The organism is Paenarthrobacter sp. NPDC091711 (genome assembly GCF_044756605.1).
GTDB lineage: Bacteria > Actinomycetota > Actinomycetes > Actinomycetales > Micrococcaceae > Arthrobacter.
In genome coordinates this window covers 413,849-438,629 of sequence record NZ_JBIVTF010000001.1, presented here as the reverse complement: position 1 = coordinate 438,629, position 24,781 = coordinate 413,849, and the positions used below count along the sequence as shown (strand labels likewise).

Below are 24,781 nucleotides of genomic sequence, written 5' to 3'. Positions count from 1 at the left end.
GGTGCGAGCATCGGGGCCGAAGCTTGGCGGGGGACTTGCTAGTGCCAGAGTCCCAAAGCAAACTCAGCGATGACCGTGGAGAGCAGGAACGACGCTGTGATGGCAACGAGGCCCACCGGAATGATCTTCCACCCGATATTCCGCAGCAGGGGGATGTCCTTGCCGAGCGACAAGCCAGCCAAGGTCAGCATCACTGTGGCGATGGACAAGAAGTCCACAGTCTTGACTGCCTCATTCAAGACCCCGGACCCAAAGAACCACGGACTCGAAACATAGGCACCGATGGTGGTGATGAAGACAATGGCCGAAATCTTCCTCGTGATCTTGGCAAGCAGCAAGCTGACCAGCACCAGAGCCAACATAATTCCGTACCCAGCGAGGATCGAGAGGCTCAAGCCCTTCGCGGCCACTGCCGCAGTACCGACACCCAACACCGTGAGCACAGACAGGGATAGCCACAGAGGCAACTTCATCGCCGCGGAAGACTTCGCAACCTCTTCGCGGAAGCGACGGTTCTCCTCAGCCTGAACCTCGTCCTGTTCCAGCTCAGCGGCGGAGCGGGCCTGGGGAGCCGTGCCGGCAGCAACCTTCTGCGATTCCTTGTTGCGGGTGAGTACCTTATAGAACTTGTCAGCCACGGGCAGTGCGATGTAGATGCCTACATAGACCCCCAGAATGGTGGTGATCAGGTTGGAAACGGCAGCCATGCCGAGGATTGCTTCCTGATCTCCCGGATAAGCGGCAATGATGCTCGCAGCCGAGGCGGCCATCATGGAGCCCGAACCAACTCCGGCGCCCATCGCCAGAGCCAGGGGATCGAAGATCTTCCAGTTGGCCACCAGGGAGGTCAGTAATGTGATGAAAATTGCGCCAAACAGGGTGCCGAAAACGTACATGGCCAGGACGCCGCGGTACTGGTCTGAATCCGGACCGTATTTCTCTGAGACCATGGCGAACGACGGTTCGCGGTCAAGGGAGAACGTGGCGCCCACGGTGGCCTTGCCCATGCGCAGCAAGACAGCGAGCGGAAGTGCCAACACGATGGTTCCCAGCAGATGGCCCACTTCCTGCAGGAGCAGTGCGGGGCCGGCCTTGATCAGGCTCGGCAGGCTCGGGCCGATATTGAAGGCGAGCCTGGCCACCAGGAGCAGGACTGCTACACCAACGAGGGCTGCCGCCACACGCTGGAGGTCCAGGCCCAGCGGCTTGAACTTCTGGATGGAGACCAGCAAGCCAAGGATCAAGCCCCACACCATGGGGAATATGATGATCGCGCCAATGCCGAGATCAATTTTGGCTTGGCCGATGAACTGGACCGCAAGGGCAATGACAAACGCCAGCGCGGCAACAGGAAGCGTCAGCCGTGTGCCGGCCTTGTCCGTCCGCGTGGTTTCGGTGCTGGTGCTCATGATGATGCTTCCTGAATCGTGGCTTCGCGACGGTAGGCCGCCCTAACGAAGCGATCTCTCTGTTGGGGATTGGTTGCGGCGCCCGCCACGGTCCAAGCCAGCGCGGTGGCTGCCTCGAACATCACGGCGTACGCCTCGGGGGTGTTCGCAAGGGCTGCGAAGCCGTGCGAATGGATGGGAACGTTGGCGCCGGGGATACTCAGCCACGGATGCAGAGATGGAATCACTTGGGAGATATTTCCCATATCCGTGGAGCCTCCTCCCATGCCCGCCGCCGGGGAAGTGTCCTTACCGAACACGTCCATGGCCTCTGTCCAGTGAGCGGCAAGTGCTGCATCCTGAATCAGCGGCTCGTAGAGCGGTTCCGCGGCAGTGATGTCCAAGGTGGTTCCTGTGGCAATCGCCGCACCTTCAAAACACCGCTTGACCCGCTCAAGCAACGCTTCGTACTCCGGAAGAGTAAAAGCACGGCACTCAAACGGAACCACGGCCCGATCCGGGATGATATTGGTGACATGCCCGGCCTCAGCCACATAGCAGGCAACCCGGTGATCGCCGGGAATCTGCTGACGAAGCAAACCAATGGCTACCTGACTGAGCACCGCCGCGTCCCCGGCGTTGACGCCCATATGGGGGGCCGCCGCAGCGTGGGCGGCTTTACCCGTGAAGACAGCCTCGTAACGGCCTACGGCCTGGGCTGTGGTCCCCGCGGGGTTGTACGTAACGCCGTCCTGCACTGGGTGGACCATCAGGGCCAGCCCAACGCCATCAAAGGCGCCGCGCTCCAGCATCAGCACTTTGCCGCCGCCATGCTCCTCAGCAGGAGTGCCGATCGCTTTCAACGTGATGCCGAGTTCGTCCACGTGGGGAAGGAGAGCGAGCGCCGCAGCTACAGAGGCCCCCGCGATCAGGTTGTGCCCGCAGGCGTGGCCTACAGACGGCAGCGCATCATATTCGACGCACAGGGCAACAGTCAGGTCGCCGGTCCCCGCGCTCGCAGTAAAGGCAGTGGGCAGATCAGCCGTTCCATGAGTGACATCGAAGCCCCCTTCGGAGAGGAGGGATGTAATAGCCTCGGCCGCCCGAACTTCTTCGAAGGAGATTTCGGGATTGGCGTGCAGATCCTCTGACAGTGCCCGCACGCGCGGCTTCCACGATGCGACGCCATCCGCCAGCACTGTGCGAAGGCCTTCATCCTGGGATGCTGTGTTGGTGATTTCCATGGTTCTTCCTGCTAGTAGGACAGGGACGGGAAGGGAGAGCCGGCCGCCCGTGTTGGCACCCAAACAGCCTTCGTCTGGGTGTATTCGTCCAGGACGCCCGGGCCGGAGGAGCGGCCGTGCCCGGAATCGCCGAAGCCACCGAAGGGAACAGCAACGTGGATGGTCTTGTACGAGTTGATCCAGAAGGTCCCGGCCTTCACTTCGCGGGCGATGTGGTGGGCCCGTGAAATGTCCGATGTCCACACGGCACCTGCCAGTCCGAAGGTGGTGTTGTTGGCCCTGGCGATGGCCTCGGCTTCAGTGTCGAAAGCGTCGGCTCCCACCACGGGTCCAAATACTTCAGTGGTTTCCAGGCGGTTCGCCGGTGTTACGCCGTCCAGCAGCGTTGGCATGACCCAGTGGCCGCCGGCCAGCGTGGAGCCAGCCAGCGAGTCCGGCAACGCTGCCCCCGTAACGCGGCGGCCGCCGTCGTTCATTCCTGCCTCAATCAGTGAGGTGACGGTAGCAAACTGAGGGGCTGTGATGATGGGGCCAACCTCGGTGTCCGGGTCCAGGGGGTCGCCGACGCGGAGCCTGGCAGCGCGTTCTGCCACCATCTCCACGAAGCGGGAGTGCACGCTGCGTTCCACGAGGAGACGCGAGCCGGCCACACAGGATTGGCCGGCGCCGGAGAAGATCGCGGAGATGGCCCCATCGGCGGCCCGCTCCAAATCCGCATCCGCGAAGACGATGTTGGCGCTCTTGCCGCCAAGTTCGAGCAATGCTGGAATTCCGGCCTGCGCGGCAGCGACGGCGACGCGGCGTCCTGTGGGGACGGAGCCGATGAAGCTGACTTTGCCGACGCGTCGATCCGAGGTCAGCGTGGCTCCGACGGTCTGGCCCAAGCCCGCTGCGACGTTGAAGACGCCGGCGGGGAGTCCGGCTTCATGGGCCAATTGGGCGAGGCGGACGGTGGTGGCGGGCGTGAACTCACTGGGCTTGATGATGACGGCGTTGCCAGCGGCAAGCGGTGCAGCTGAGTTCCAGCCAGCGGTGAAGAGCGGAGCATTCCAAGGGGTGATGGCGACCACCACACCCCAAGGCACGCGCTCTGTGTAAGTGTGCCAGGGGCCTGGAACAGGAATCGTCTGGCCCGTCAGCTTGTCCGCCCAGCCGGCGTAATAGCCGAACATCTCAGCAACTTTGGCCGCTTCAACGCGGGCATCGCGGATGGGTTTCCCCGTGGTTGCGGATTCGAGGATCGCCAATTCTTCGATGTGGGCTTCCACCACCCGGCTGACGTTGCGGAGGATGGCGGCCCGTTCGAATCCATTCAGGGCGCCCCAGACGGCTGCGCCGCGGACGGAACTCTCCAGGATGGAATCGGCGCCTTCAGTGCCTGGATCCGCGTAGCTCGCAAACGGTTCACCCGTGGCCGCCGACGTCAACGTGATGGTGTTGCCTGATCCCGGCACTACCTTTCCGTCCTGGAAAGCGCCGAAACCTGCGGGGAAAGCTGCGCTCAGGACTTCACGGGCTGTGCTGGTGGATGATGCAGCGGGGGCTGTGGTGATACTCAAAGTAGTGTCCTTCTCTTGCTGGAATGGCTACGCTGCGTGCGTGGTGTTCGGGGCGCCCGCGGGAGTCACCGAGGGAGCCACAGTCCTTGCGATTTCAGTGAAATCGGCTGCCGGTCCAAGGGCTGTGAGTGCTGCCTGCCACTGCTCCGCGGCCGCCGCCAGGAGGTCGGGCTGTTCGCCGACCTGCCGGGCCACGTCGATGGCGAGGGCGGCGTCCCGTGCCATCAGGCCGAGGGAGAATCCGGAATTGTGGGTACCGGACAGCACCCAGTTGGGATACATGGCGGCGGAGACTTTGCTCCCACCGGAGGCGTTGCTGATGCTGGCGGCCGCCACGGCGGGGTCGATGCCGTAGGCCTTTGCCACACCGAGGGCTTCTCCCACGGAAACCAAGTTGGCTGCCGCAAGGACGTTGTTCAACAGTTTGACCACGTTGCCGCTTCCGGGGCCGCCGATGTGGGCGTACTTGCCACCTGTGAGGGCATCAAGGACGGGTTGAGCGGCGGCCGCTGCAGTATCAGAAGCTCCCACGAATGCACTCAAGGTGCCGGTTGCTGCTCCGTCACGTCCGCCGGACACCGGGGCGTCAACAAACGCTGCGCCCTTGGACTCCGCCAGGCCAGCCATTGCCTTGCTGGTGCCTGGCTCGGAGGTGGTGGTGTCCACGATCGCGATGGTCCCGGCCACTGAGAGGAGCGTGGGAACTGTTGCTTCCACGATCTTGGCCGAGGGGAGGGACAGAACCACGTAGGGGGTGCCGGCGAGATCATTGAGTTCTGCCGTGGTGGATATTCCCGTTTCGGCGGCTGCGAGTCGCGCGGCTTCCGAGGGATCGAAACCCGTGACGTCCCAGCCAGCGCTGTGCAGGGTGGAGGCCATCGCCCCTCCCATGGATCCGAGGCCGATGACGGCGATTCGTTGGTTGTTGCTCATGAGGTACTCCTAGAGGGGATTTTGTAGCGACAAGACTAAGATGGGGGCCATCCGCGGACGTCAGTCCAGGTAGATGTCCAGGTCTTTCCAGAGCTGCTGGGTTCGCCGGATTGCGGCGCGGCTGCGATCAGGGTGGGCCGCTTCCATGCCGGCGAGTAGTCCGTAGACCATGGAATTTGCCGCAGTCACGGATTGGAAGAAGGAGATTCCTTCGGAAGCGACAATTAGCAAGTGATCTGCCGCTGCGGCGAGGCGGCCACGGCGCATGTCGCTGATGGCGACGACGGTGGCACCGGCTTGTTTGGCGGCTTCAGCAGTGACGATGATCTGCTGAACAGACCGCCACATGTTGACCACTACCAGAACGTCCCCGGGACCCAGGCTGTTGGCTGCCGAGGCCAGGTGGACGCCGCCGCGGTTTTCCAGGGTGATGGGGTATCCCATGGTTGAACCGAGGTGGGCCATGACGCTTGCCGGTCCTGCGAAGGATCCGATTCCGATGGCCGTGATGGATTTTGCCGCAGCCAGAGCGGCAATGGCGGCTTCGACGTCGTCGGCGTTGTTGGACTCAAGTGTCAACCGCAGGTTGTCGATGTCGTGATTCAGTGCGTCATGGAGGGGGCTGCGGTGCTCGCCGTGTTCCAGGAGGGTGTCCTCCGTGGAGATCATCACCAGGTAGCGGGAGCGCAGTTCGCGCTGGAGGTCCGGCCAGCCTCGGTAGCCCAGGCGCTGGGCGGTGCGGACAACGGTTGAGTTGTTGACGTCTGAGCGCTGGGCAATTTCTGCGATGTCAGCGTAGGACGAAAGCTGGGGATTTCGGGCGATGACCTCCACTACCCGCGCTTGGGATTTGGACAGGGCAACCTCCGGAAGTGCGTCGCCCAGCCACGCATGATCCACGGCTTCCCGTGCCATGGGGGCGGTGCCGGCCTCTTCGTGCTTGGTTGTCACAGTCTCTTCTCCTTGTAACCCACATCACTCTGCAAGCTGCATTGCATTTAACATACTCTGCAATTTGGTTTGCGACTAGTGGTTTGCGTTACAGGCATGTAAACCTTGCACGAGGAGGCAGCCTTAAACGGCAAATGCCGGGAAACCCCACTGGGGCTCCCCGGCATTCCTGCCAATCCCTACGCCTGGTTGCTCACCAAGCCGGCAGTTACGTCTATTCCCGCAGCTGGATTCCTGCCCTCGCGCTGCGTCGATAGCAGCGGCGCGAAGAACCCACCAAGTTCCGCCGTCGCTGTCAAAGGCAACACGTTGGCGACGTACTGGTCCGGGCGGACCACCACCACGACGCCGTCGCGGCTGAGGCCCCGGAGGTCGAAGATGTCAGCGTTGGGGTCGGTGCCAAACACCTTTTCGAGGTAGGTGAGCTTGAACGGTCCAACGGTGGGTTTAAACGCAGCGGGTACGGCGTTAATGTCCACGTTGGTGTGGTCCTGTTGGTAGATCACCTTCACGTCGAACCAGGCGTCACGGTCAGCGTCCGACGGCGTCGCGGCCAGCGGCGAGTCCGGCGAGTTCGCGATCCACTCGGCGAAGTCCGCCACAGGGCCTTCGGCGCCTGCTTGCGCTGCGTCGGCAAAGACATAGATGCGCCAGCGTCCGTCCGCTTTGGCATGGTGGCCCAGGTGCATGGGGTTGGTGTCGCAAACCCTCTGGACTGGCGCCGATTTGAAGCGTTTACCCACGGGGAAGCCGGTGGCGAGATCCTGGTGCTGTGCCTCGGCAACGAGCATTGAAGGCGCGTATTGGGTCATGAAGCCGGCCGGGAACTCGGCGGTGCTGGTGTAGAAGGTTTCCAGTTCAGCTGGGTCTTCAAACTCTTCGGGCTTCTTTGCCATCAACGTGGACCACTGCTTGTCGAAATCGATGAGGTTCTTGGCCACCACTTGGCGCTCTGCGGAGTACGTGTCCAGCAGGCTTTCAGGGCTGCGGCCCTCCAGCACGTGGCCGAGTTTCCAGCCGATGTTGAAACCGTCCTGCATGGACACGTTCATCCCTTGCCCCGCTTTGGCACTGTGGGTGTGGCATGCATCGCCGGTGATGAACACGCGCGGGGTGCGCGTACCACGCTCCTCCGGCAGAACGTCGTCGAACCTGTCCGTGAGCCGGTGACCTACCTCGTACACGCTGTGCCACGCCACGTTGCGGACATCCAACGTGTACGGGTGGAGGATGTCGTTGGCTTTCTGAATGATTTGCTCAATGGTGGTCTGACGCACGGCACCCTTGTCATTGGGGTTGACTTCGCCCAGGTCCACATACATGCGGAACAGGTGTCCACCCTCGCGGGGGATCAACAAGATGCTGCCGCCCGTGCCGGACTGGATGGCACATTTGGTGCGGATATCCGGAAAATCGGTCACCGCAAGCACATCCATGACGCCCCAGGCGTGGTTGGCCTGATCGCCGGCAAGGTGACAGCCGATCGATTCACGAACCTTGCTGCGGGCGCCGTCTGCACCCACCACGTACTTGGCGCGGACGATGCGTTCCTGGTCTTCGTTGGGCCCGGAGGTGTGACCCAGGGTCACCTCGACCGGGTAGTCACCCTCGCCTGTGACGTTGAGACCGTGAAACTCGTAGCCATAATCCGGCGTCATGCGTGTGGGGGAGTTGGCCATGAACTCTGCGAAGTAGTCCAGTACGCGGGCCTGGTTGACGATCAAGTGCGGGAATTCGCTGATTCCTGCGGGGTCATCCACAGCTCGGGCTGCCCGGACAATCCGGGAATGATCGGCCGGATCCGGCTTCCAGAACGCCATCTCCGTGATCCGGTACGCCTCCGCGATGATGCGCTCGGCAAATCCGAAGGCCTGGAATGTCTCCACGCTGCGGGCCTGTATGCCGTCGGCCTGGCCGATGGCCAGACGCCCGGGGCGACGTTCAATGATTCGAGTGGTGATGTCCGGGAACTGTGAAAGCTGCGCCGCCGTGAGCATGCCCGCGGGGCCGGTGCCCACGATGAGAACATCAACCTCGTCAGGGAGTTCGGCCGGGCGGTCAATTCCTACGCCGCCAACCGGCTCAACTCGCGGGTCACCGGATACATAACCGTGATGGTGAAACTGCACGGGCTTTCCTCACTTCTTTGTGGGCTATTGCACTTGGTTGTTCGATAATGGAACACCATGTTCTATTATCGCTCCATCAATCGTAATGCGGCTCACACCCGTGAACAAGTCATTCACGCGTCTTATGCGGGAACCTTGTCCGGCTTGCTGCGGTTCGGACTCCTGACATGTCAGGATCAGGTATGCCGCGACTGATGCTCTTGGACACAGCCTCCTTGTATTTCCGCGCCTTCTACGGCGTACCCGATTCCATTCGCCGTGCCGACGGAACGCCGGTGAATGCCGTGCGGGGATTAATGGACATGATCGCCCGACTCACCACCGACTACGAAGCCACTCATTTGGTGGCCTGCTGGGACAACGATTGGCGCCCGCAGTGGCGCGTGGACCTCATCCCCAGCTACAAGCAGCACAGGGTCGCTGAGATCGTCCCACATGGCCCGGATGTAGAGGTTGTCCCGGACCCGCTTGAGGCGCAGATCCCCATGATCCGCCGGGTCTTGGACCTCGCCGGGATCGCTGTTGTGGGCGTTGACGAGCACGAGGCGGATGACGTGATTGGCACCTACGCGAGCCTGGCGACCTTCCCGACGGACGTGGTCACCGGTGACCGTGACCTTTTCCAGCTCGTTGATGATGACCGCGGGGTGCGTGTCATCTACACCGCTCGTGGAATGAAGAATCTGGAAGTTCTCACCGACGTCGTCGTAGTGGGCAAGTACCGTGTCCTGCCCCAGCAGTACGCTGACTTCGCAATGCTTCGCGGCGATGCCTCCGACGGGCTTCCAGGCGTTGCCGGCATCGGCGAAAAGACTGCGGCGTCGTTGCTCGGTACCCATGGATCGCTGGAAGGGCTACTTGAGGCGGCAGAAGCTTCCGACGGCGATGTGTCGGCTTCGGTGAGGGCCAAGCTGTCCGCGGCGGCTGACTATCTCAAGGTGGCCCCCACAGTGGTGAATGTTGTGCGTGACCTGGCGGTTCCGACACTTGACGAAGCAGGCGCTGAGCTGCGCCCCGTCACCGGCGAGGCGCGAACTGAACTTGAGCAGCTGGCCACCGAGTGGAACTTGGGCGGCTCGGTCAAAAGGCTGCTGGACGCGCTGGACCGTGTCCATTAGGGGGCTCCGCTTCCACTAGGGGCTCCGCGCACAGACTGCGGTTCACTTTCACAGCCGAATGACAGGTTCGAAACAGCCTGGGCTGTGGTGCGTCTCCCATCGTGTTAAGAGGACGGAACCAATAACCGTCCCTCAGACGCCAGCCGGATCAACGGCTCATTGAGGAGAGGCATATGTCGAAAACCAAGAGAATCACCCTGGGAGTTGCAGCCGGAGCACTGGCACTGGGCGCAGGCTTGGGTGCAACCGGTATCGCGACGGCGGCCACCACACCGTCGCCGAGCGCCACCTCGTCACCTGGCACCACGTCGTCTACAGATGCGGGCACCCCGTCCGATCGTGGGGGTAAGCCTGGCGGACACGGTCCAGGTCGCGATCGGGGGCAGATAGCTGCTGAGTTGGCCACCAAGCTCGGCGTGGACGAAGCCAAGGTCACTGAAGCCTTGAAGGCGTTCCGTGAGGCGAACAAACCCACAACGCCTCCTGCCGAAGGAACGGAAGGAACCCGGCCGGACCGCACAGCGCAGGACGCTGCCTTGGCGAAGTCGCTCGCTGAATCATTGGGCGTTGACGAAGCCAAGGTCACCACGGCCCTGGAAGAAATCCGGGCCGCAGGCCAGGCGGAACGTTCGGCTGCCTTGAAAACCAAGTTGGACAAAGCGGTAACGGATGGCAAGTTGACCCAGGCCGAGGCTGACGCCGTGACCAAAGCTGTTGAAGCTGGGGTCATAGGAGGAGGCGGCCGCTAGGCGACCTGGAAGTCGATTTCACTAAAAGGGTCTCCCGGGATACAGCCGGGGGACCCTTTTCGTGTCACCTGCAGGTGGCCTTACCGCCTGGAGCAGAACTGGTCCGCCCTCCCGGGGCGGGGCGAGGGGGTGTGCCCTCATATTGTGGGAGGGAAATCGGGGCAGCATGGAGAAACCTAATACCCCTTGATCTGCGCGAACGAGAGATTCGTAGATAGCCGCAGGCGGAACGGCCGTAGTGAGAGCCCAAGACTGAGAACACCAGGACAAAGAACACTAGGACAGAGAACACAGGGACAGGCGCCGCCACTCGTCCCGCATCTCTCTGGTCCTACGGCCCTTCCCGACCCTCGCGTCAGACCAGGTTTCACGCGGTAACTCACTTCCGGGGCCGCCTTTTGATTTGGCCCGCACTATTCCTTGCGTGCCAAGCAGCACCCGGCTCCCTCTCTTTGGGGTGGGGTTTATGTTCTTTGGGGTGTGTGGTGGTGGTTTCGTCGGGGTTTCTGGTTTGGGTCGATGTGGGGTGGGGGGATGAACCAGGGGACCCCTGTTGTCATGTCGATGCGCCATTGTTCTTTGTGGATGAGGTGGTGGTGGTGGCTGCAGAGCAGGGTGCCGTTGTCGGTGCTGGTGGTGCCGCCGTGTGACCAGTAGGTGGTGTGGTGGGCTTCGCACCAGGGGGCGGGCATGGTGCAGTCGGGGAAGGCGCAGCCGCCGTCGCGGGCGGTGATGGCTTTGCGGATGTGGGGTGGGAAGATCCGGGTGGTCCGTCCGATGTCCAGGATTCGGGAGTCGCTGCCGAGCAGGACGGGGAGGATGTCCGCGTCGCAGGCGATTTTGCGGATGGTGGTGGGGTGGATCGGTCCGAGGAACGTCGCCGTCCCAGAGCTTGACCCGGTCCCTGTCCTTGTCCCGGACCTCGTCCTTGTCCCGGTGCCCGTGCCTGCTCCGGCGCCGGTCCCGTCACTGTTGCCTGCCCCTATCCGAGTCCGCGTCCCGGTCCCTGTTCCGTTGCCGTTGCCGTTGCCGTTGCCGTGGTTCGGGCCCGTTCCGGTGCGGCCGTGGTCTTCGTGGTGCCGGGTGTTGTCGTTGAGGTGGTTGAGGAGTTCCTGGTATCCGATGGTGACGGTGAGTTGGGGTCGGAGTCCGCCGTTGGCGGGTAGTTTCCCGGTGGTCATCGCGACACTGCAGGCCCCGACGAGGCCGTTGAGGTGTTTCTGGGCCCGGGTACGCAGGTCCAGGACGGGCCCCGCTCCGGCTCCAGTGTCAGATTGGGACTCAGATCCGGCGTCGGACTCTGTGGTGGTGGTGAGTCTGGGGTTGGTGGCGGTGTTCATGACGGTGGTGAGGGTTTCGTATTGTTCGTCGGTGGCGAAGATTTCGATGTGGTGGAGTCCGTAGCGGCGTCGGCGGCGCAGGAACGCGCCTTGGTGCTGGCGGAGGATTTCTTCGGAAGGTTCGGGGCCGTCGTGGTCGATGTGGTCGATCCAGCGTTTGGTCATTTTGGTGAGGAAGTCCGGGTCGGTCTCCACCGCGGTGTCGGTCAGGGCTTGTTCCATCCGGGTGATGGTTTCGTCGTCGGTGAGGTGCCGGACTTTGTCCAGGGCGGTGCTGATGATCGTCGCGGACCGGGAAGGCACCAACGCGGCCCCGACAGCGTCGGCGAGGATTTCGCGTCGGGCCGGGATCTGTTGACCGGTCATTCCGGTTTGGGGGAGGACCTCGGGGGCGAGGGCGAGCCTGCGCCGGGCTTCACCGATACTGATCCGTAACCGTGCCCGAAGGAACTGCGCCGCGTCCCGGTACCCGTCATCCACCACACTGCGCCCGTCATCTACAGCTTTGGTCGCCCCCGGAACCGTTGCGCCTGTGGCTGGTTCGGTCCAGCCCGTCCGCCACTCCGGTGCTGCCGCCGAGGGTCCCGGACCGGCTTGCTGTGCCTCTGTACGGGTCCGTTCCACAGCCTGGGCCGCGACCACCTGCAAATACTCCACCGACCGGGAAAGCTCCTCGACCCTGCCCGCGAAATCAGCAGCCTCAACAAACCCCAGCAACCGCACCTCATCGATGACGGACAATCGTGCGGAGTCCAGAAGTGCAGCGGCGTCGTCAAGAAGTTCACCCAGCTCCACTCCCGACACCGCAACGGGGTCAAGACGCTGCCCGTGCGGACGTTGGATCCACTGATCAGGAACCGGGCTGGAGCCGGTCAGGGCTTCCCGCCATGGGCCGGACGCCGATCCGGCATTGATTACCGGATCACCTACACTCTTGGCGCCGGTGGACCCGATTCCGCTGGCCGTGGCGCCCTTGGGCCCGATTCCGCTGGCTGTGGTGCCCTTGGGCCCGATTCCGCTGGCTGTGGTGCCCGTGGCTCCTGAAGTCCGAGCGAATTTGGCTTGGTTGTTGAGTCCCACAGTGCCTTTGAGCTGGCCAGTGCCGTTGAGCTGCCCCGCGCCGTGGAAATTTTTGATCACGGTGACGTGCGGGGCCGAATCCTTGAACCCTGCCTTGTCCACGTGCGGCATGCTCACGATGCGCTGTGACCGTATAGCAGCCAGGGCAGCGACAGCAGGGGAGGGTTCCGCCCAAGATGCCATCGACTGCGCCAGTATTTCCATGAACAAATCATTTCATTGGGGTCTGACATTAATAGCCGCCGGAATTCTCACCGCCGTATGCCCAGCGTAGAAAATGACAGGCGACCTCGCCTCTGGAGGTAATCGGCGGAGGGCTTGGCGAGGGCCTACAGCGTGGGAAGCAAGTACGCTGGTTCAGGTCTGTGGACGCCCCGGGGCCGGTACCCGAGCGCTTCGGCACAGCCGAGAAGGTCGGCCAGGTACCAGATGATTGCCAACCACATCTCTGTGCCCTGCAAGGTGGGGAGAGCTTGGTGACCGCTTTCGCGTGCAGCGCTGAACGCCATTCCTTCACCGGTTCGCCACCGCACAAGTGCCTGTTTGAGCTGTGTCCGTGCCCAAGCTTTGGCGTCCTCCTGGCGGTGGGAAGTCTGCTTGGAGGCCAGCCATAGGGGGTGCGCCACGTCCAGGACGTTGCAGGCGTTCTGCCGGCCGGAGGCGAAGTAGCGGGGCTCAGCCGAGTGCGCCAGAACTGTGTCTACGAGCCGCTCAACGTGAGGAACCGGCACACCGAATTGGGCGAACGTGCCGCGCGTCAACCGGTAGTAACCATTGACCACCTTTAACCGGTTATCCACCGTCGGTGTGCCCCATGTTCCAGCTGCGACGTTGACACGGGTCTGCAACCAACCGAAGAGCGCCTCAAGAGCACCCGGAGAGTTCGGATGCGATTGAGCGAGATTCCAGTACGCTGCCGTACCCCAGGCATCCACCCATGCACCGGACTCCCATGCTTCCTTCGTCCACGGCAGAGCATTCAACGATGCGACCAGGGCCGCCGGATTCATGTCCGCAATGGCGTGGATCGGGTGCTCGAAGCCGCTGCCGGCCAGGTCCAGGGCGTAGCCAACGGAGAGCACATGGTAGGTAGCGGGACCGCTGCCGAAGGCGAGTGTCGATACTCCGTTAGTCTCGGATCCGAACTCTGGAACCAAGCCGGTCACCGGGTCTTGCAGCTTGCGGAGCCGGGCAACGTGTTCGTCCTGAGACAGTTGCGGAGGTACGGAACCCAACAGCAGGTCCGCGATTTCAATCGCGTCGCAGTGGGCCCTGACAGTGGGGGCAGCACCTGGCCGGTCTACGTAAAGGCCGCCGGCTTCAGGAACCCAACTCGTCGAAAGTATGGCTGGAGCATCGGCGCGGGCAGCGTTTGCGAAGGCCGCCAGCTCAGCCAGCATCCCGTCGTCGAACGGTGCCTCATCCGTTGTTGCCCGGATTACTGCGTCGCGTCTGTCCCTGATTCGTCGCGCGGGGTTTCCGCCCACTATGGCCCATTCAGGGACGTCCTTGGTCACTACCGCCCCGGCGGCCAGCACGGCGTGCGACCCAACTGAGACTCCGTCCAGTATCACCACGTTCGAACCAATCCAGACGTCGTCACCTATGGTGATGCCTTTGCTGGTCAGCGGCTGCTTGAAGACCGGTTTGGACGGCTCCATTGAGTGGTTGAAACCCAGAATGGATGTGTGGGCGCCGATCCGAACCCCGTTGCCCGCGGTGATTTTGCCGCGAACCACGCTGAACGCATTCACGGTGCAGTCGTCGCCAAGGGTGATGGTGCCCGTGACGTAGGCGTGGGCCGCGATGAAGGTATCTGCGCCCACCGTCAGTGTCTCGGGATCAATGTTCGCCAAGGGAGACAGGAAGGCCCGGTCACCAATATCTATGCCGCCCCGTTCGGCGAAGTCCTTGTGGTAGGCATCCTGCGCCGCGCGTTCTGTTTCTGAGGCAGAGTCCCAGAATGTCCACGGGGAGTAGTCATAGTTGAGGCTGTGCTGGGGATTCACGTCGTTGTCTCCGCATCGGGCATGTCACTGGAAAGCGCTTCCCCTATTATTTGCGTCCCGAATACGCCCGGTCAATGCCCCAATGACAAACGATCAACCTCGATCACTCGGGGTATCCATACTCCTCGTCGGTGACCAACTCACCCCACGTGGTTTCGGAACCATCCGTGGCGCCAGCGGTTTCCCACATGGCCAAGTGGCTCATGAAGTGGTCCGGCGCAGCGCCATGCCAATGCCACTCACCAGGGGGCGTGTAGATGGTCTGGCCCTGCCGAATCACTTGCACCTCACCACCACGAGCCTGCACCAAGCAGACGCCGTCAGTGACATGCAGTGTTTGCCCGGCTGCATGAGTGTGCCACGCCGTCCGCGAGCATGGAGAGAAGCGAACGATGTTTACCCGGAGCTGAGAGGTTTCTTCACCTTTCGCTATGACGTCAAAATAGACGTCGCCCGTGAAGAGCTCCGCGGGTCCTTTTGTACTGGTGGTCTTGGGAAAAATGTCCATGGTTCCTTGTGAAATTGATGAATTACTTGGTGTGTATGTCCCGGACAAGCCCTGAATCCTCAGAGCTTGTAAGAGTCGTCGCCGCCCAGCTTGCGAGCAATTTCAGAGCGTCGTCCGTGCCGGTGCCGGGCTCGGCGTTGTATACGGTCAAGGTCAGGCCGGCGTCAGCAGACAGCTCAAGGGCTTCGTACAGCAAGTGGAGGTCGCCCACTGTCCGGTGACGGAAGTGCTTCTTACCGGTGAAGTGCTGGCGGACATTGTGGGAGGCCCAGCGGACCCGGAATTCTTCGCTGCGGGTGGACAGTTCGCCCACCAGGTCGCTGAGTCCCCGGTCGTAGGGATCCCTGCCCGCCTCGGTCCGCATGATGGCCACGGTGTCGTTGGCCGCGCGTTCCCAGTCGGCGTAGAAGTCATGGCTGCGAGAATCGAGGAAAAGGAACCGGGCGTGGTTGGGCGGCCCGGTGGGATTGTCGTAAATGTCCGAGTACAGAGCCCGGCCCAGGGCGTTGGTGGCCAGCAGATCCAAACGACCGTTACGGATGAAGGCGGGCGATCCGCTGATCGCATCCAAAGTGAGCTGAACGCCAGGCCGGATGGCCTGCTTCCGCACCGGACGGCGTCTGGACCTGCCGCCGTCGCTCGCCGCACGGGCGAGATCGTATAAGTGGGCGCGTTCGGCGTCGTCGAGCTGCAAGGCGTTCGCCAAGGATTCCAGCACGTTTTCAGAGACCCCTGCGAGGTTTCCCCTCTCCAAGCGGGTGTAATACTCCACACTTACTCCGGCCAGCATGGCCACCTCGCCGCGACGGAGGCCCGGCACGCGGCGGTTGCCGCCATAAGCGGCAAGTCCCGCTTGCTCCGGTGTGATCTTCGCCCTCCGGGTGGAGAGGAAGTCGCGCGTTTCGGTCCGGTTGTCCATGCTTTAACGGTAAGACTTCCAGCCCGCTGAGGGAGTCCCTGTCATTACCCCTAACAGCAGTGACTCCTTCCGTTCAGGGAAGCAGGGTTAGATGGAGTTATCCAACAAAGTGAACCACGCAGGAGAAACATGCCTACCGCTAACGCTTATGCTGCCCCCTCGGCCACGGGCGACCTGACTCTAACCACCATCGAACGCCGCGAGGTGGGCCCGAACGACGTCCACATTGACATCAAGTTCGCGGGTATCTGCCACTCTGACATCCACACAGTCCGGGGTGACTGGGGACCGCAGCAGTATCCTTTGGCCCCGGGCCACGAAATCGCCGGCATTGTCACCGAGGTCGGCTCGGACGTCACCAAGCACAAAGTGGGCGACCGCGTTGGCGTCGGCTGCATGGTGAACTCCTGCAAGGAGTGCAAGAACTGCCTGGCGGGAGAAGAGCAGTACTGCCTCAAGGGAAACGTGGGCACCTACGGCGCTGTCGACCGCGACGGCACCATCACCCAGGGCGGCTATTCCAGCAACGTCGTGGTGAATGAAGACTTCGTGGTCACCATTCCGGAAGGATTGGACCTCGACGTCGCCGCTCCGCTGCTGTGCGCCGGCATCACCACCTACTCGCCCCTGCACCACTGGGGTGCCGGCCCCGGCAAGAAGGTTGCCGTGGTGGGTCTTGGCGGACTCGGCCACATGGCTGTGAAGATTGCCGACGCCATGGGTGCGGAGGTGACCGTGCTCTCGCAGTCGCTGAAGAAGATGGAAGACGGCTTGAAGCTCGGCGCCGACCACTACTACGCCACCAGCGATCCCTCCACGTTTGAGGATCTCGCGGGCACTTTCGACCTCATCATCAACACCGTTAGCGCCTCCATCGACATCAGCGCCTACCTGCAGCTGCTTACGCTCGACGGCACTCTGGTTAACGTTGGCGCACCCGCCGAATCGCTTCCGGTGAACGTGTTCTCGCTGATTACGGGTCGACGTCGCTTTGCCGGTTCCGCGATTGGCGGGATCCGCGAAACCCAGGAAATGCTGAACTTCTGCGCGGAGCACGGCCTTGGCGCAGAGATCGAGGTCATCCCGGCCAGCAAGATCAACGATGCCTACGAGCGCGTCCTTGCCTCGGATGTCCGCTACCGCTTTGTCATTGACGCCTCCACTATCGGCTAGAGACACCGCATTTCAAGAGGTTGCTGCACCATAGAGGTGCTGGACCATAGAGTCGCAGCACCTTAAGTCGCTGCACCACAGGAAAGGCCATGCCCCCATTGACGGGCATGGCCTTTCCAGTACCCCGCAGCAGGGACAATGGTCAGGTGACTTTCAGACTGGACACCATGGGCACGGGGCTGATCTTTGCTGATTCCCTCCCGAACCTCGCTGCCGCCCTGACGAACCAGACCGACGGTGGCACTGTCCTCGGCGGAAACGCAGCGATTGGGGGAGCGGCAGCGGTTGGAGGAGTTGCCGTGGTTCAGGCGCCTCCGGGTACGGGCAAAACCACGCTGGTTCCACCGCTGCTCGCCAATCTTGCGTCGGCACAGAACCTCGTCCGGCCGCGCGTCGTCGTGACCCAGCCGCGCCGTGTGGCGGCCCGCTCAGCCGCACGCCGCCTGGCTTCGTTGGACGGAAGCCGCCTGGGCGACAGGGTGGGCTACACCGTACGGGGTGAAAGCAAAATCAGCCGGAACACGGTGGTGGAATTCGTCACTCCAGGCATTCTTTTGCGGCGCCTCCTGGCCGACCCGGGACTTGAGGACGTCCATGCTGTGGTCCTGGATGAGGTGCACGAACGCGGGCTCGAAACGGATCTCCTGGTGGGCATGCTCGCCGAGGTCCGCGAGTTGCGAGGCGACCTCACACTGGTGGCAATGTCCGCCACTCTCGACGCGCCGCGTTTTGCCGCACTGCTGGGATCGGTCGGAACAGGGCTCGACGGCGGCGGACCGGCTCCGGTGGTCGACTGCCCTTCGGCGCTGCACCCGATGGAGGTCCAATGGGCTCCTGCCCGGGAGCATCGACTCGATGCCCGGGGAGTTTCCCGGAGTTTTCTCGATCACGTGGCCAGCACTGCGGCGGCGGCCTACTTGGCGGCCCTGAACCGGCACCCGGAGGTTGACGCCCTGGTTTTCCTCCCGGGAGCCCGGGAAGTTTCCGACGTCGCATCCCGCCTTCGCGGGCAGCTACCACACAGTGTGGAGGTGCTCGAGTTGCACGGCCAGATCGGTCCGGAAGCCCAAGACCGGGCGGTATCCGGCCGGGAACCCGGCGGGTCGCCCCGGATCATTGTGTCCACGTCCCTGGCGGAATCGTCCCTGACAGTCCCAGGCGTACGTTTGGTCATAGACTCGGGGCTTTCAAGGGAACCACGGCGGGACGCCGGCCGCGGCATGTCAGGACTCGTGACGGTCTCTTGTTCCCGAGCATCGGCCGATCAACGTGCAGGCCGTGCAGCGCGTCAGGGGCCGGGCACCGTGGTTCGCTGCTATGACCCGCAAGCGTATGCCGCGGCGCCGGCGCACCAGACCCCCGAAATCGCAGTCGCGGACCTCACCGGAGCTGCCTTGGTTCTAGCGTGCTGGGGTGCGCCCGGCGGTTCCGGCCTGAAGCTCCCGGACACACCGCCCGCCGCCGCCATGAACGACGCCGTGGCGGTCCTGCGTGAACTGGGCGCCGTAGGTGGGGACGGAACAGTCACCACCGTGGGCAAGACTTTGGCCCGCATTCCCGCCGATCCACGGCTTGCCCGGGCCCTACTGGAAGGATCTGCGGTGGCGGGCCGACGCGTAACCGCTGAAACCGTGGCACTCGTGGCCGGTGACCACAGAGCCCCCGGCGCTGACCTGACAAAGCTGCTCACTATGCTGCGCTCGGGATCAGACCCTGGGACCCGACGTTTCGCGGAGGACGTCAAGCGGATGGAGGCGCTGGTCGGGAACGAATCGCGGACGGGGACGGAGGCCGCCGCAGTGGTACCTCTTCGACCCGCCGCAGACATCACGGCGAGGGAAGCGCCCGGCTTTGTGGTGGCGCTGGCATTCCCGGACCGTATAGCCAGACGCGTACCCGGTGACGGGTCCACAACATATTTGCTCTCGTCCGGGACACGGGCCGGGCTCCCTGCCGGGAGTTCACTGTCCGGGCATGATTGGCTTGCCGTCGCCGAGGTGTCGCGCGCGCAAGGACGGGATGCTGCGGGAACGGGCGCCGTCATCCGTTCTGCCGCGCCATTGTCGGCCGAACTGGCGGTCGCCGTCGCCCCGGGCCTTCTCACGGAGAAGGTGCAGGCAAAGTTCGAGCAGGGCCGGGTGATGGCCAGGTTGGAACGCAGTCTGGGGGCCATTGTGTTGTCCTCCACGCCCGTCCGTCCCACCGCCGAATCCGGGCGCAGCGCGGTGTCCAGGGCGTTGGAGAAGCAGGGGTTGTCCATGATCGGCTGGTCAACGGCAGCCGATTCCTTGCGCCGGCGCCTTGGAATGGTGCACCGTGAACTCGGGAATCCCTGGCCTGACGTCAGCGAGGCCGCGCTGCTGTCCATGCTTGATGAATGGCTGGGCCCGGAAATGGAGGCGATGGCCACAGGTGCCGCGGCGAGCTCCATCAACCTCGTTGACCCCTTGCGACGCCTGCTCCCATGGCCGGACGCCGCGCGGCTTGAGGACCTCGTGCCGGAGCGCTTGGTGGTGCCGAGCGGTTCGCGTATCCGGATCGACTACCCGGAGGTTGTGGACGGCCGGGTTGTGGACAGCCCAGTTGTGGACGGCGGCACAGCTCACCGCGGTACGGGTCACGACGGCGGCCGCCCGGTGGTGGCGGTCAAGCTTCAGGAATGCTTCGGTTGGGACCGCACGCCGCGCCTGGTCGAGGGCAGGATGCCTGTGTTGTTTCACTTGCTATCCCCGGCAGGAAGGCCGTTGGCTGTGACGGATGATCTAGCGTCCTTCTGGTCCGGTCCTTACGCCCAGGTTCGGGCCGAGATGCGTGGGCGCTACCCCAGGCATCCCTGGCCCGAAGACCCGTGGACCGCACCGGCCACGGCTAAGACGAAGAACAGGATGTAGCCCAACGCTTGCCCCGTAGGCGTGACGGAGGCGTTCCGGAGTTCCGCAGAACGCTACGCGAGCCGCTCCAGCATGAACTGAATCTCGCCATCCACGAACGTTCCCAGAACGCTGCTTGCCGCAAATTCATCCGGGGCAGTGGTCAGTGGATCGAGTTCGAAGGCAGTGAAGTCTGCCCGCTTGCCCACCGTAATGGAACCCGATACGTCCCACAGCCCGGCAGCCTTGGCCGCGTGGGAGGTGTACCCCTCCAGCGCCTGAAGTGCGGTGAGGGCTTGGGATGGCGCGATGGGTTGCTGGTCCGGATTTCCCGATCGCCGGCGCAACTGGGCGTCCGCGATGATCGGAAGCGGCTCGAAGGGGGCAATCGGCCAGTCAGAGCCGATGCCCAGCGTCACACCCACATCGCGAAGATCCCTGCAGCGCCAGGCCCTGTCCGCCCGCTCAGGGCCAAGCCGGGTGGACCAATTGTCGCTGTGATCAGCCAAGGAGTAATGGGTGCAATGGGTCGGCTGCATGCTCGCCACCACGCCCGCGCCCTGGAAGCGAGCCACCAGCTCATCCGGCACGGTTTCCAGGTGCTCAATCCTGTGGACTGTACCGCGCAGAACATCGGCAGGTACCTCGTGACGCAGGGATTCCAGGGCCTCCAACACATGGTCAACCCCGGCATCGCCGATTGCGTGCGTGGCAGTTGGAATACCACGGGCGGCAAAATAGCGGACGGCCGCGGAGTATTCCTCGGGACGTGGCCAGAACGGCGCAGTGGACTGTCCGTGAACATCAGGTTCATAGAGCCAGGCCGTCCCGTTGTCCACGGTCCCATCAACGAACAGTTTTATGGCTTCAACGGACCACCGGCGTCCGCCTGTACCTATACTGCGGGCCAGTTCCTTCCAGGTTGCTTCGCCGCTGCCCGGCATGCACCAGGGCGCGGACCGGAGCCGCAACGGAAGCTCGCCTTCGGCCTCCAACGCCTGGAAGAGTGCAGCGGATTCCTCGCTGTGGTCCATGATGTGACCGCCGGTCAGTCCCGATCGGGCAAAGTCTCTCAAGAGCTCACCGAGGCGGGCTTTGCGCTGGGCAAACGACTCCTGCGGGATGTGGCGCTGGACCAACTCCATGGCTGCGGCTTCGAGCAGGAGCCCGGTGGGAACACCGTCTGCGTCGCAGACCACCTCGGAGGCTTGATCAAAGTCGAACCGGCCATGGATTCCGGCCAGTTCCAAGGCCCGGCTGTTGGCGAGTGCTGAATGGCCGTCGAAGAGGCGGATGAATGCGGGCTGATCGCCGGTGACCCGGTCCAGGACACTTCGGTGCAGCGGCACTGTTCCGAAAGCGTTCGGGTTCAGCCCCCAACCACGCAACCAGCCGCCGTCGTTCGCTGCTTCTGCCCGAAAGTGCGCTGCTTCTGCCTGTAGTAGGTGGAGGACTTCCTCCAAGGTCGCAGCGCCGGCCAGCTCGATGCCGATGGTCAGATCCAGGCCAAACACCGGGTGGATATGGCAGTCCACCAATCCCGGCGTGAGTGTCGCGTTGCCAAGGTCCACCACTCGGGTGTCCGCTTGTTGCCAGTGCGTGGCATCGTGGCGGCTTCCGACGGCGGCAATCAGCCCGCCGCTGATGGCGACGGCCTGGACAGGCTCCTTGTGGGGTACCCCGTCCATGGTGTGAATGGTGTCGGAAAGAATGATCAGGTCAGGAGTCATGGGTTTCGAAGCTTCCAATCCGGGCGAAGACGTGGGGGCGGGTGGTGCGCAGTCTGCGGGCAATCAGCAGGCCCGTGAGGAAAACAACAGGGGTGACCAAGAGCAGGATGGTGTTGGTCAGGGCATCGGCAAAGGTGAGGAGCTCGATGTTGACGGCGATCAACGCCACCACGCCGAACAGCAGGACGGCAGAGGCCACGCTCAATGGAATGAGCAGGCGGTTGGTGGCTGCGTCCGGGTTGCGCCGCAGGTAGATGAACGCCGCTACGGATACCAGTCCCTGCAGTGCCACGATCCCGAAGATGCCCGGCGTGTTGACCCAGATCAGGAGCTGCTTGTACGGGTCAGCGCCGGCGATGGCACAAATGATAATGACGACGGCGGCCAGGATGGTCTGAATCTGCCCGGCACGGTGCGGGGACTTGTACTTGGGGTGGGTCCTGCCGAGGAACGCTGGGAGCACGCCGTCTTTAGCGAGCATGTAGACGTAGCGGTTGATGGCGTTGTGGAAGGCCAACTGGGAGGCGTAGACGCTGGTCACGATCAGCACGTACATCACCACTTCAGCCCAGGGGCCAACGTATTGGTTGATGGTGGCAAAGAACATGCCATCGGCCAGTTCACCGGCAGCAGCGATCACGTTTCCATCGCCGAAAGCCTGAATGACGGTCCACACAATAAAGGCGTAGAACACGGACATGAAGCCCACCGCAATGTACGTTGCACGGGGGACGGACTTGTCCGGATTCCTCGCCTCACGGCGGTACAGCACGGTGGATTCGAAGCCCATGAAGGCGGCGAAGCAAACAGCGAGGATGGCAAGAACACCAGGGGTGAAGGCATGCTCTGGGGCGAACGAGGAGAAACTGATGCCTTCGGCGCCACCGCGGGCCAGGATTCCGAAGCCCATGATGGCCAGGATCGCGGTCTCGGCAATAAGCAGGACTCCCAGTACCTTCGCGCCGACGTCGATGCCCCGGTAGCCAAGGAACCAGACGGCAGCGATGGCTGCCAGTGCAACGACGGGCCATGGCACATCCAAGCCAAAGAGGGCACGGAGCATGCCTTGGGTTTGGACGGCGAACAGCCCGTAGACGCCAATTTGCAGGCAGTTGTAGGAAACGATCGCCAGGATGGCTGAGGCCAGCCCTACGGTTTTGCCCATGGCCAAGGTGATGTAGGTGTAGAAGCCTCCGGCTGCTTTGACGTGCTTGGTCATCGCCATGAAAGAGATGGCGAAGATCAGTAGGACTGCGCCAGCTATGACGTAGCCCATGGGAGCACCTATGCCCCCGACGCCGATGGCAACGGGCGCCACTCCAGCCATCACGGTCAGGGGAGCCGCAGCGGAGATCACCAGGAAGGCAATGCCGCCGGTGCCTATTGCATTTCGTTTGAGCCCATTGCCGGCGTCTGCTGCCGGAGGTCGCGTTTCGAGGTCAGACATGGGGATCCTCTGAGTGTTTGGGGAGGGAAATTCACTGGGGAGCCAGACGTTAAGCGAAAGGCTTTCGTTTATCGTAGGTCCTTGTGACCCCGGGCACAATACCTCGAAGCAAAGTTCTGGCTAGAGTCGTAACTACAACCTTGAATGGAGACACCCGTATGGCACGCCCGCTGGTCCCGCTGATATCCATCGATGCTCTCGTCACCGCTGCCCTTGAGCTGGTGGACGAGGCAGGAGACTTCAGCCTGCCCAAACTGGCCAAGCGGATCGGCGTCAGCCAGTCATCCATCTACAACCATGTCAGCGGGCGGGAGGAGATTCTCGAGCTCATGCGCGGCCGGATCATCTCCGAGAGCCCCTATGTCCTGGAGGATGAGCAGGATTGGGAAGCATCCCTCCGGGCCATTGTCCGAAGTTACAGGGATGCCTTCGCCCGTCACCCCAAACTCGCACCTCTGCTGGTACTCCAAACTGTGCAGGATGCCCAAGTCATGGCCCTCTACGAGAACCTGGCTCTGGCCCTCGAAGCCGCAGGTTTCCGCGGGCGGGACGTGATGTCCGCGATCTCCACCATTGACAGCTTCGCCTTGGGCTTCGCGTTGGATCTGGCAGCTCCCGACGTCGTCTGGGCGCCACCCGCTCAGGGTTACCCTGCCCTCACTGATGCCCTGTCCCAAGCGGGTCCTGCAGCGGAGCGAGGCGAGGCGGCCTTTGATTTTGGCCTTGAGATCCTTATCGCCGGACTGCATTCCCGGCTGCAGCCGAGCATCCTGTGAGGCTGGCAGTCCTGTGAACGTCATCCAAGGTTGGTGGGCCGCGGTGACCCGGGGCTTCACAGACGTCCATACCACAGCTGTGCCTTTACCCGCCCTGCTGGGCATCCTTGCCTGCGCCGTTGTCCTGAGCATCCCGCGTGCCACATGGCGGTGGTTCGGCTTGTACGTGACGTTCGTCCACGAACTCGGACATGCCTACGCCGCCCTGATGACGGGGCGCTTCGTCCACGGGCTTCGGATCGGGCTGGACCATTCGGGCCGCCTCGTCAGCAGCGGTCGGAGCGCCTTCGGGGCAGCGTGGTCCGGCTTCTGGGGCTATCCGGCGCCGGCGGTGGTCGGTTTGTGCTTGATCGCGGCTTTTGCGGCAGGCCGGTCCGGCGCAGCAATGTCCGTCGGGGCTTTGATCCTGCTCGTCTCGCTCATCTTCCTGAGGAACCTCACCGGGATCCTTGTGGCGGTGTTGAGCGCAGCCATTGCCCAGCTCCTGATCCTGTTCGCGACGCCCACCGCGGTCAACTACGTGGTGTTGGCGCTCGGTGTGGCACTGTCCGTGGGCGGCGTCAGGGATCTGTTCAAACTCGCTGGCGTCCACACCAGACGCCGCGATCGCCTGCAGGCTTCTGACGCCTTCATCCTGGGCCGCACCACGGGAGTCCCGGCGTTCGTATGGCTGACCGGATTCACAGAAGTGATCATCGGGTGCTCTGTGGCGTCAGCCTGGTTGCTATGGGGGATGCTCACCGTTTAGCCCGGTGAGTGAACGCCATAAAGGCGCCCGACGGCGGTTATCCGGTCTTCGTGCCTGCGAGGCCTTGCCCTGTGGTCGCTTCAGGGTGTCCAATCCTTCTTAACGTTCGA

Annotated in this window: 18 protein-coding genes; 6 read left to right on the top strand and 12 right to left on the bottom strand. The window is 63.0% G+C overall.

Going from position 1 to position 24,781, the window contains the following annotated elements; genetic code table 11:
• Positions 1 to 38: 38 nt before the first annotated feature.
• The 6 genes from ACIQH5_RS02025 to ACIQH5_RS02000 all read right to left on the bottom strand — a co-directional run bounded on the left by ACIQH5_RS02025 (position 39) and on the right by ACIQH5_RS02000 (position 8,204).
• Positions 39 to 1,409, bottom strand: a complete 1,371-nt coding sequence (locus ACIQH5_RS02025; RefSeq protein ID WP_400399804.1) for a DUF3100 domain-containing protein — start codon at positions 1,407 to 1,409, stop codon at positions 39 to 41.
• The gene (locus ACIQH5_RS02020; RefSeq protein WP_400399802.1) at positions 1,406 to 2,632 is read right to left on the bottom strand and encodes an amidohydrolase; all 1,227 of its coding nucleotides are present in this window, start codon (positions 2,630 to 2,632) and stop codon (positions 1,406 to 1,408) included. Before ACIQH5_RS02020 ends, ACIQH5_RS02025 begins: the two co-directional genes overlap by 4 nt.
• An 11-nt stretch (positions 2,633 to 2,643) precedes the next feature.
• On the bottom strand, positions 2,644 to 4,191 hold the full coding sequence (locus tag ACIQH5_RS02015) for an aldehyde dehydrogenase family protein (RefSeq protein WP_400399801.1): 1,548 nt from the start codon (positions 4,189 to 4,191) through the stop codon (positions 2,644 to 2,646).
• A gap of 27 nt (positions 4,192 to 4,218) precedes the next feature.
• Positions 4,219 to 5,124 carry an NAD(P)-dependent oxidoreductase gene (locus tag ACIQH5_RS02010; protein WP_400399799.1) on the bottom strand — a complete coding sequence of 302 codons (906 nt, stop codon included), beginning with the start codon at positions 5,122 to 5,124 and terminating at the stop codon, positions 4,219 to 4,221.
• A gap of 60 nt (positions 5,125 to 5,184) precedes the next feature.
• Positions 5,185 to 6,039, bottom strand: coding sequence for a MurR/RpiR family transcriptional regulator (locus ACIQH5_RS02005; RefSeq protein WP_400400238.1), 855 nt, complete (start codon positions 6,037 to 6,039; stop codon positions 5,185 to 5,187).
• Between the two features lie 215 nt (positions 6,040 to 6,254).
• Positions 6,255 to 8,204, bottom strand: coding sequence for an FAD-binding monooxygenase (locus tag ACIQH5_RS02000; RefSeq protein WP_400399797.1), 1,950 nt, complete (start codon positions 8,202 to 8,204; stop codon positions 6,255 to 6,257).
• 167 nt (positions 8,205 to 8,371) lie between these two features.
• Here ACIQH5_RS02000 and ACIQH5_RS01995 point away from each other — a divergent pair, with 167 nt between their 5' ends.
• Complete coding sequence (locus ACIQH5_RS01995; RefSeq protein ID WP_400399795.1) at positions 8,372 to 9,322, top strand: 5'-3' exonuclease H3TH domain-containing protein; 951 nt, start codon at positions 8,372 to 8,374, stop codon at positions 9,320 to 9,322.
• Positions 9,323 to 9,495: 173 nt separating this feature from the next.
• The gene (locus tag ACIQH5_RS01990; protein WP_400399793.1) at positions 9,496 to 10,071 is read left to right on the top strand and encodes a Clp protease N-terminal domain-containing protein; all 576 of its coding nucleotides are present in this window, start codon (positions 9,496 to 9,498) and stop codon (positions 10,069 to 10,071) included.
• Positions 10,072 to 10,535: 464 nt separating this feature from the next.
• On the opposite strand, the gene ACIQH5_RS01985 is transcribed toward ACIQH5_RS01990, so the two are convergent.
• The 4 genes from ACIQH5_RS01985 to ACIQH5_RS01970 form a co-directional block, all read right to left on the bottom strand.
• Positions 10,536 to 12,695, bottom strand: a complete 2,160-nt coding sequence (locus ACIQH5_RS01985; protein WP_400399791.1) for a DUF222 domain-containing protein — start codon at positions 12,693 to 12,695, stop codon at positions 10,536 to 10,538.
• A 125-nt stretch (positions 12,696 to 12,820) separates the two neighbouring features.
• Positions 12,821 to 14,500 (bottom strand): acyltransferase, encoded by a 1,680-nt coding sequence (locus ACIQH5_RS01980; protein WP_400399789.1) that lies wholly within the window; start codon positions 14,498 to 14,500, stop codon positions 12,821 to 12,823.
• A gap of 103 nt (positions 14,501 to 14,603) precedes the next feature.
• Positions 14,604 to 15,008 carry a cupin domain-containing protein gene (locus tag ACIQH5_RS01975; protein ID WP_400399787.1) on the bottom strand — a complete coding sequence of 135 codons (405 nt, stop codon included), beginning with the start codon at positions 15,006 to 15,008 and terminating at the stop codon, positions 14,604 to 14,606.
• Between the two features lie 22 nt (positions 15,009 to 15,030).
• Positions 15,031 to 15,927: a helix-turn-helix transcriptional regulator gene (locus ACIQH5_RS01970; protein ID WP_400399785.1), complete on the bottom strand. Its 897-nt coding sequence runs from the start codon at positions 15,925 to 15,927 to the stop codon at positions 15,031 to 15,033.
• 129 nt (positions 15,928 to 16,056) lie between these two features.
• Between ACIQH5_RS01970 and ACIQH5_RS01965 the strand changes: the two genes are divergently transcribed.
• Both ACIQH5_RS01965 and hrpB read left to right on the top strand, forming a co-directional pair.
• Positions 16,057 to 17,100: an NAD(P)-dependent alcohol dehydrogenase gene (locus tag ACIQH5_RS01965; RefSeq protein WP_400399783.1), complete on the top strand. Its 1,044-nt coding sequence runs from the start codon at positions 16,057 to 16,059 to the stop codon at positions 17,098 to 17,100.
• Between the two features lie 107 nt (positions 17,101 to 17,207).
• Entirely contained in the window at positions 17,208 to 19,991 is a 2,784-nt protein-coding gene (gene hrpB, locus ACIQH5_RS01960) for an ATP-dependent helicase HrpB (protein ID WP_400400236.1), read from the top strand.
• Between the two features lie 53 nt (positions 19,992 to 20,044).
• Here the strand turns inward: hrpB and ACIQH5_RS01955 are convergent, their stop codons facing one another.
• On the bottom strand, positions 20,045 to 21,700 hold the full coding sequence (locus tag ACIQH5_RS01955) for an amidohydrolase (protein WP_400399781.1): 1,656 nt from the start codon (positions 21,698 to 21,700) through the stop codon (positions 20,045 to 20,047).
• Positions 21,690 to 23,147: an APC family permease gene (locus tag ACIQH5_RS01950; RefSeq protein WP_400399779.1), complete on the bottom strand. Its 1,458-nt coding sequence runs from the start codon at positions 23,145 to 23,147 to the stop codon at positions 21,690 to 21,692. The genes ACIQH5_RS01955 and ACIQH5_RS01950 overlap by 11 nt, the downstream gene beginning before the upstream one ends.
• A 158-nt stretch (positions 23,148 to 23,305) precedes the next feature.
• Here ACIQH5_RS01950 and ACIQH5_RS01945 point away from each other — a divergent pair, with 158 nt between their 5' ends.
• Both ACIQH5_RS01945 and ACIQH5_RS01940 read left to right on the top strand, forming a co-directional pair.
• On the top strand, positions 23,306 to 23,923 hold the full coding sequence (locus ACIQH5_RS01945) for a TetR/AcrR family transcriptional regulator C-terminal domain-containing protein (RefSeq protein ID WP_400399777.1): 618 nt from the start codon (positions 23,306 to 23,308) through the stop codon (positions 23,921 to 23,923).
• A 13-nt stretch (positions 23,924 to 23,936) separates the two neighbouring features.
• Complete coding sequence (locus ACIQH5_RS01940; RefSeq protein ID WP_400399775.1) at positions 23,937 to 24,671, top strand: M50 family metallopeptidase; 735 nt, start codon at positions 23,937 to 23,939, stop codon at positions 24,669 to 24,671.
• Positions 24,672 to 24,781: the final 110 nt, after the last annotated feature.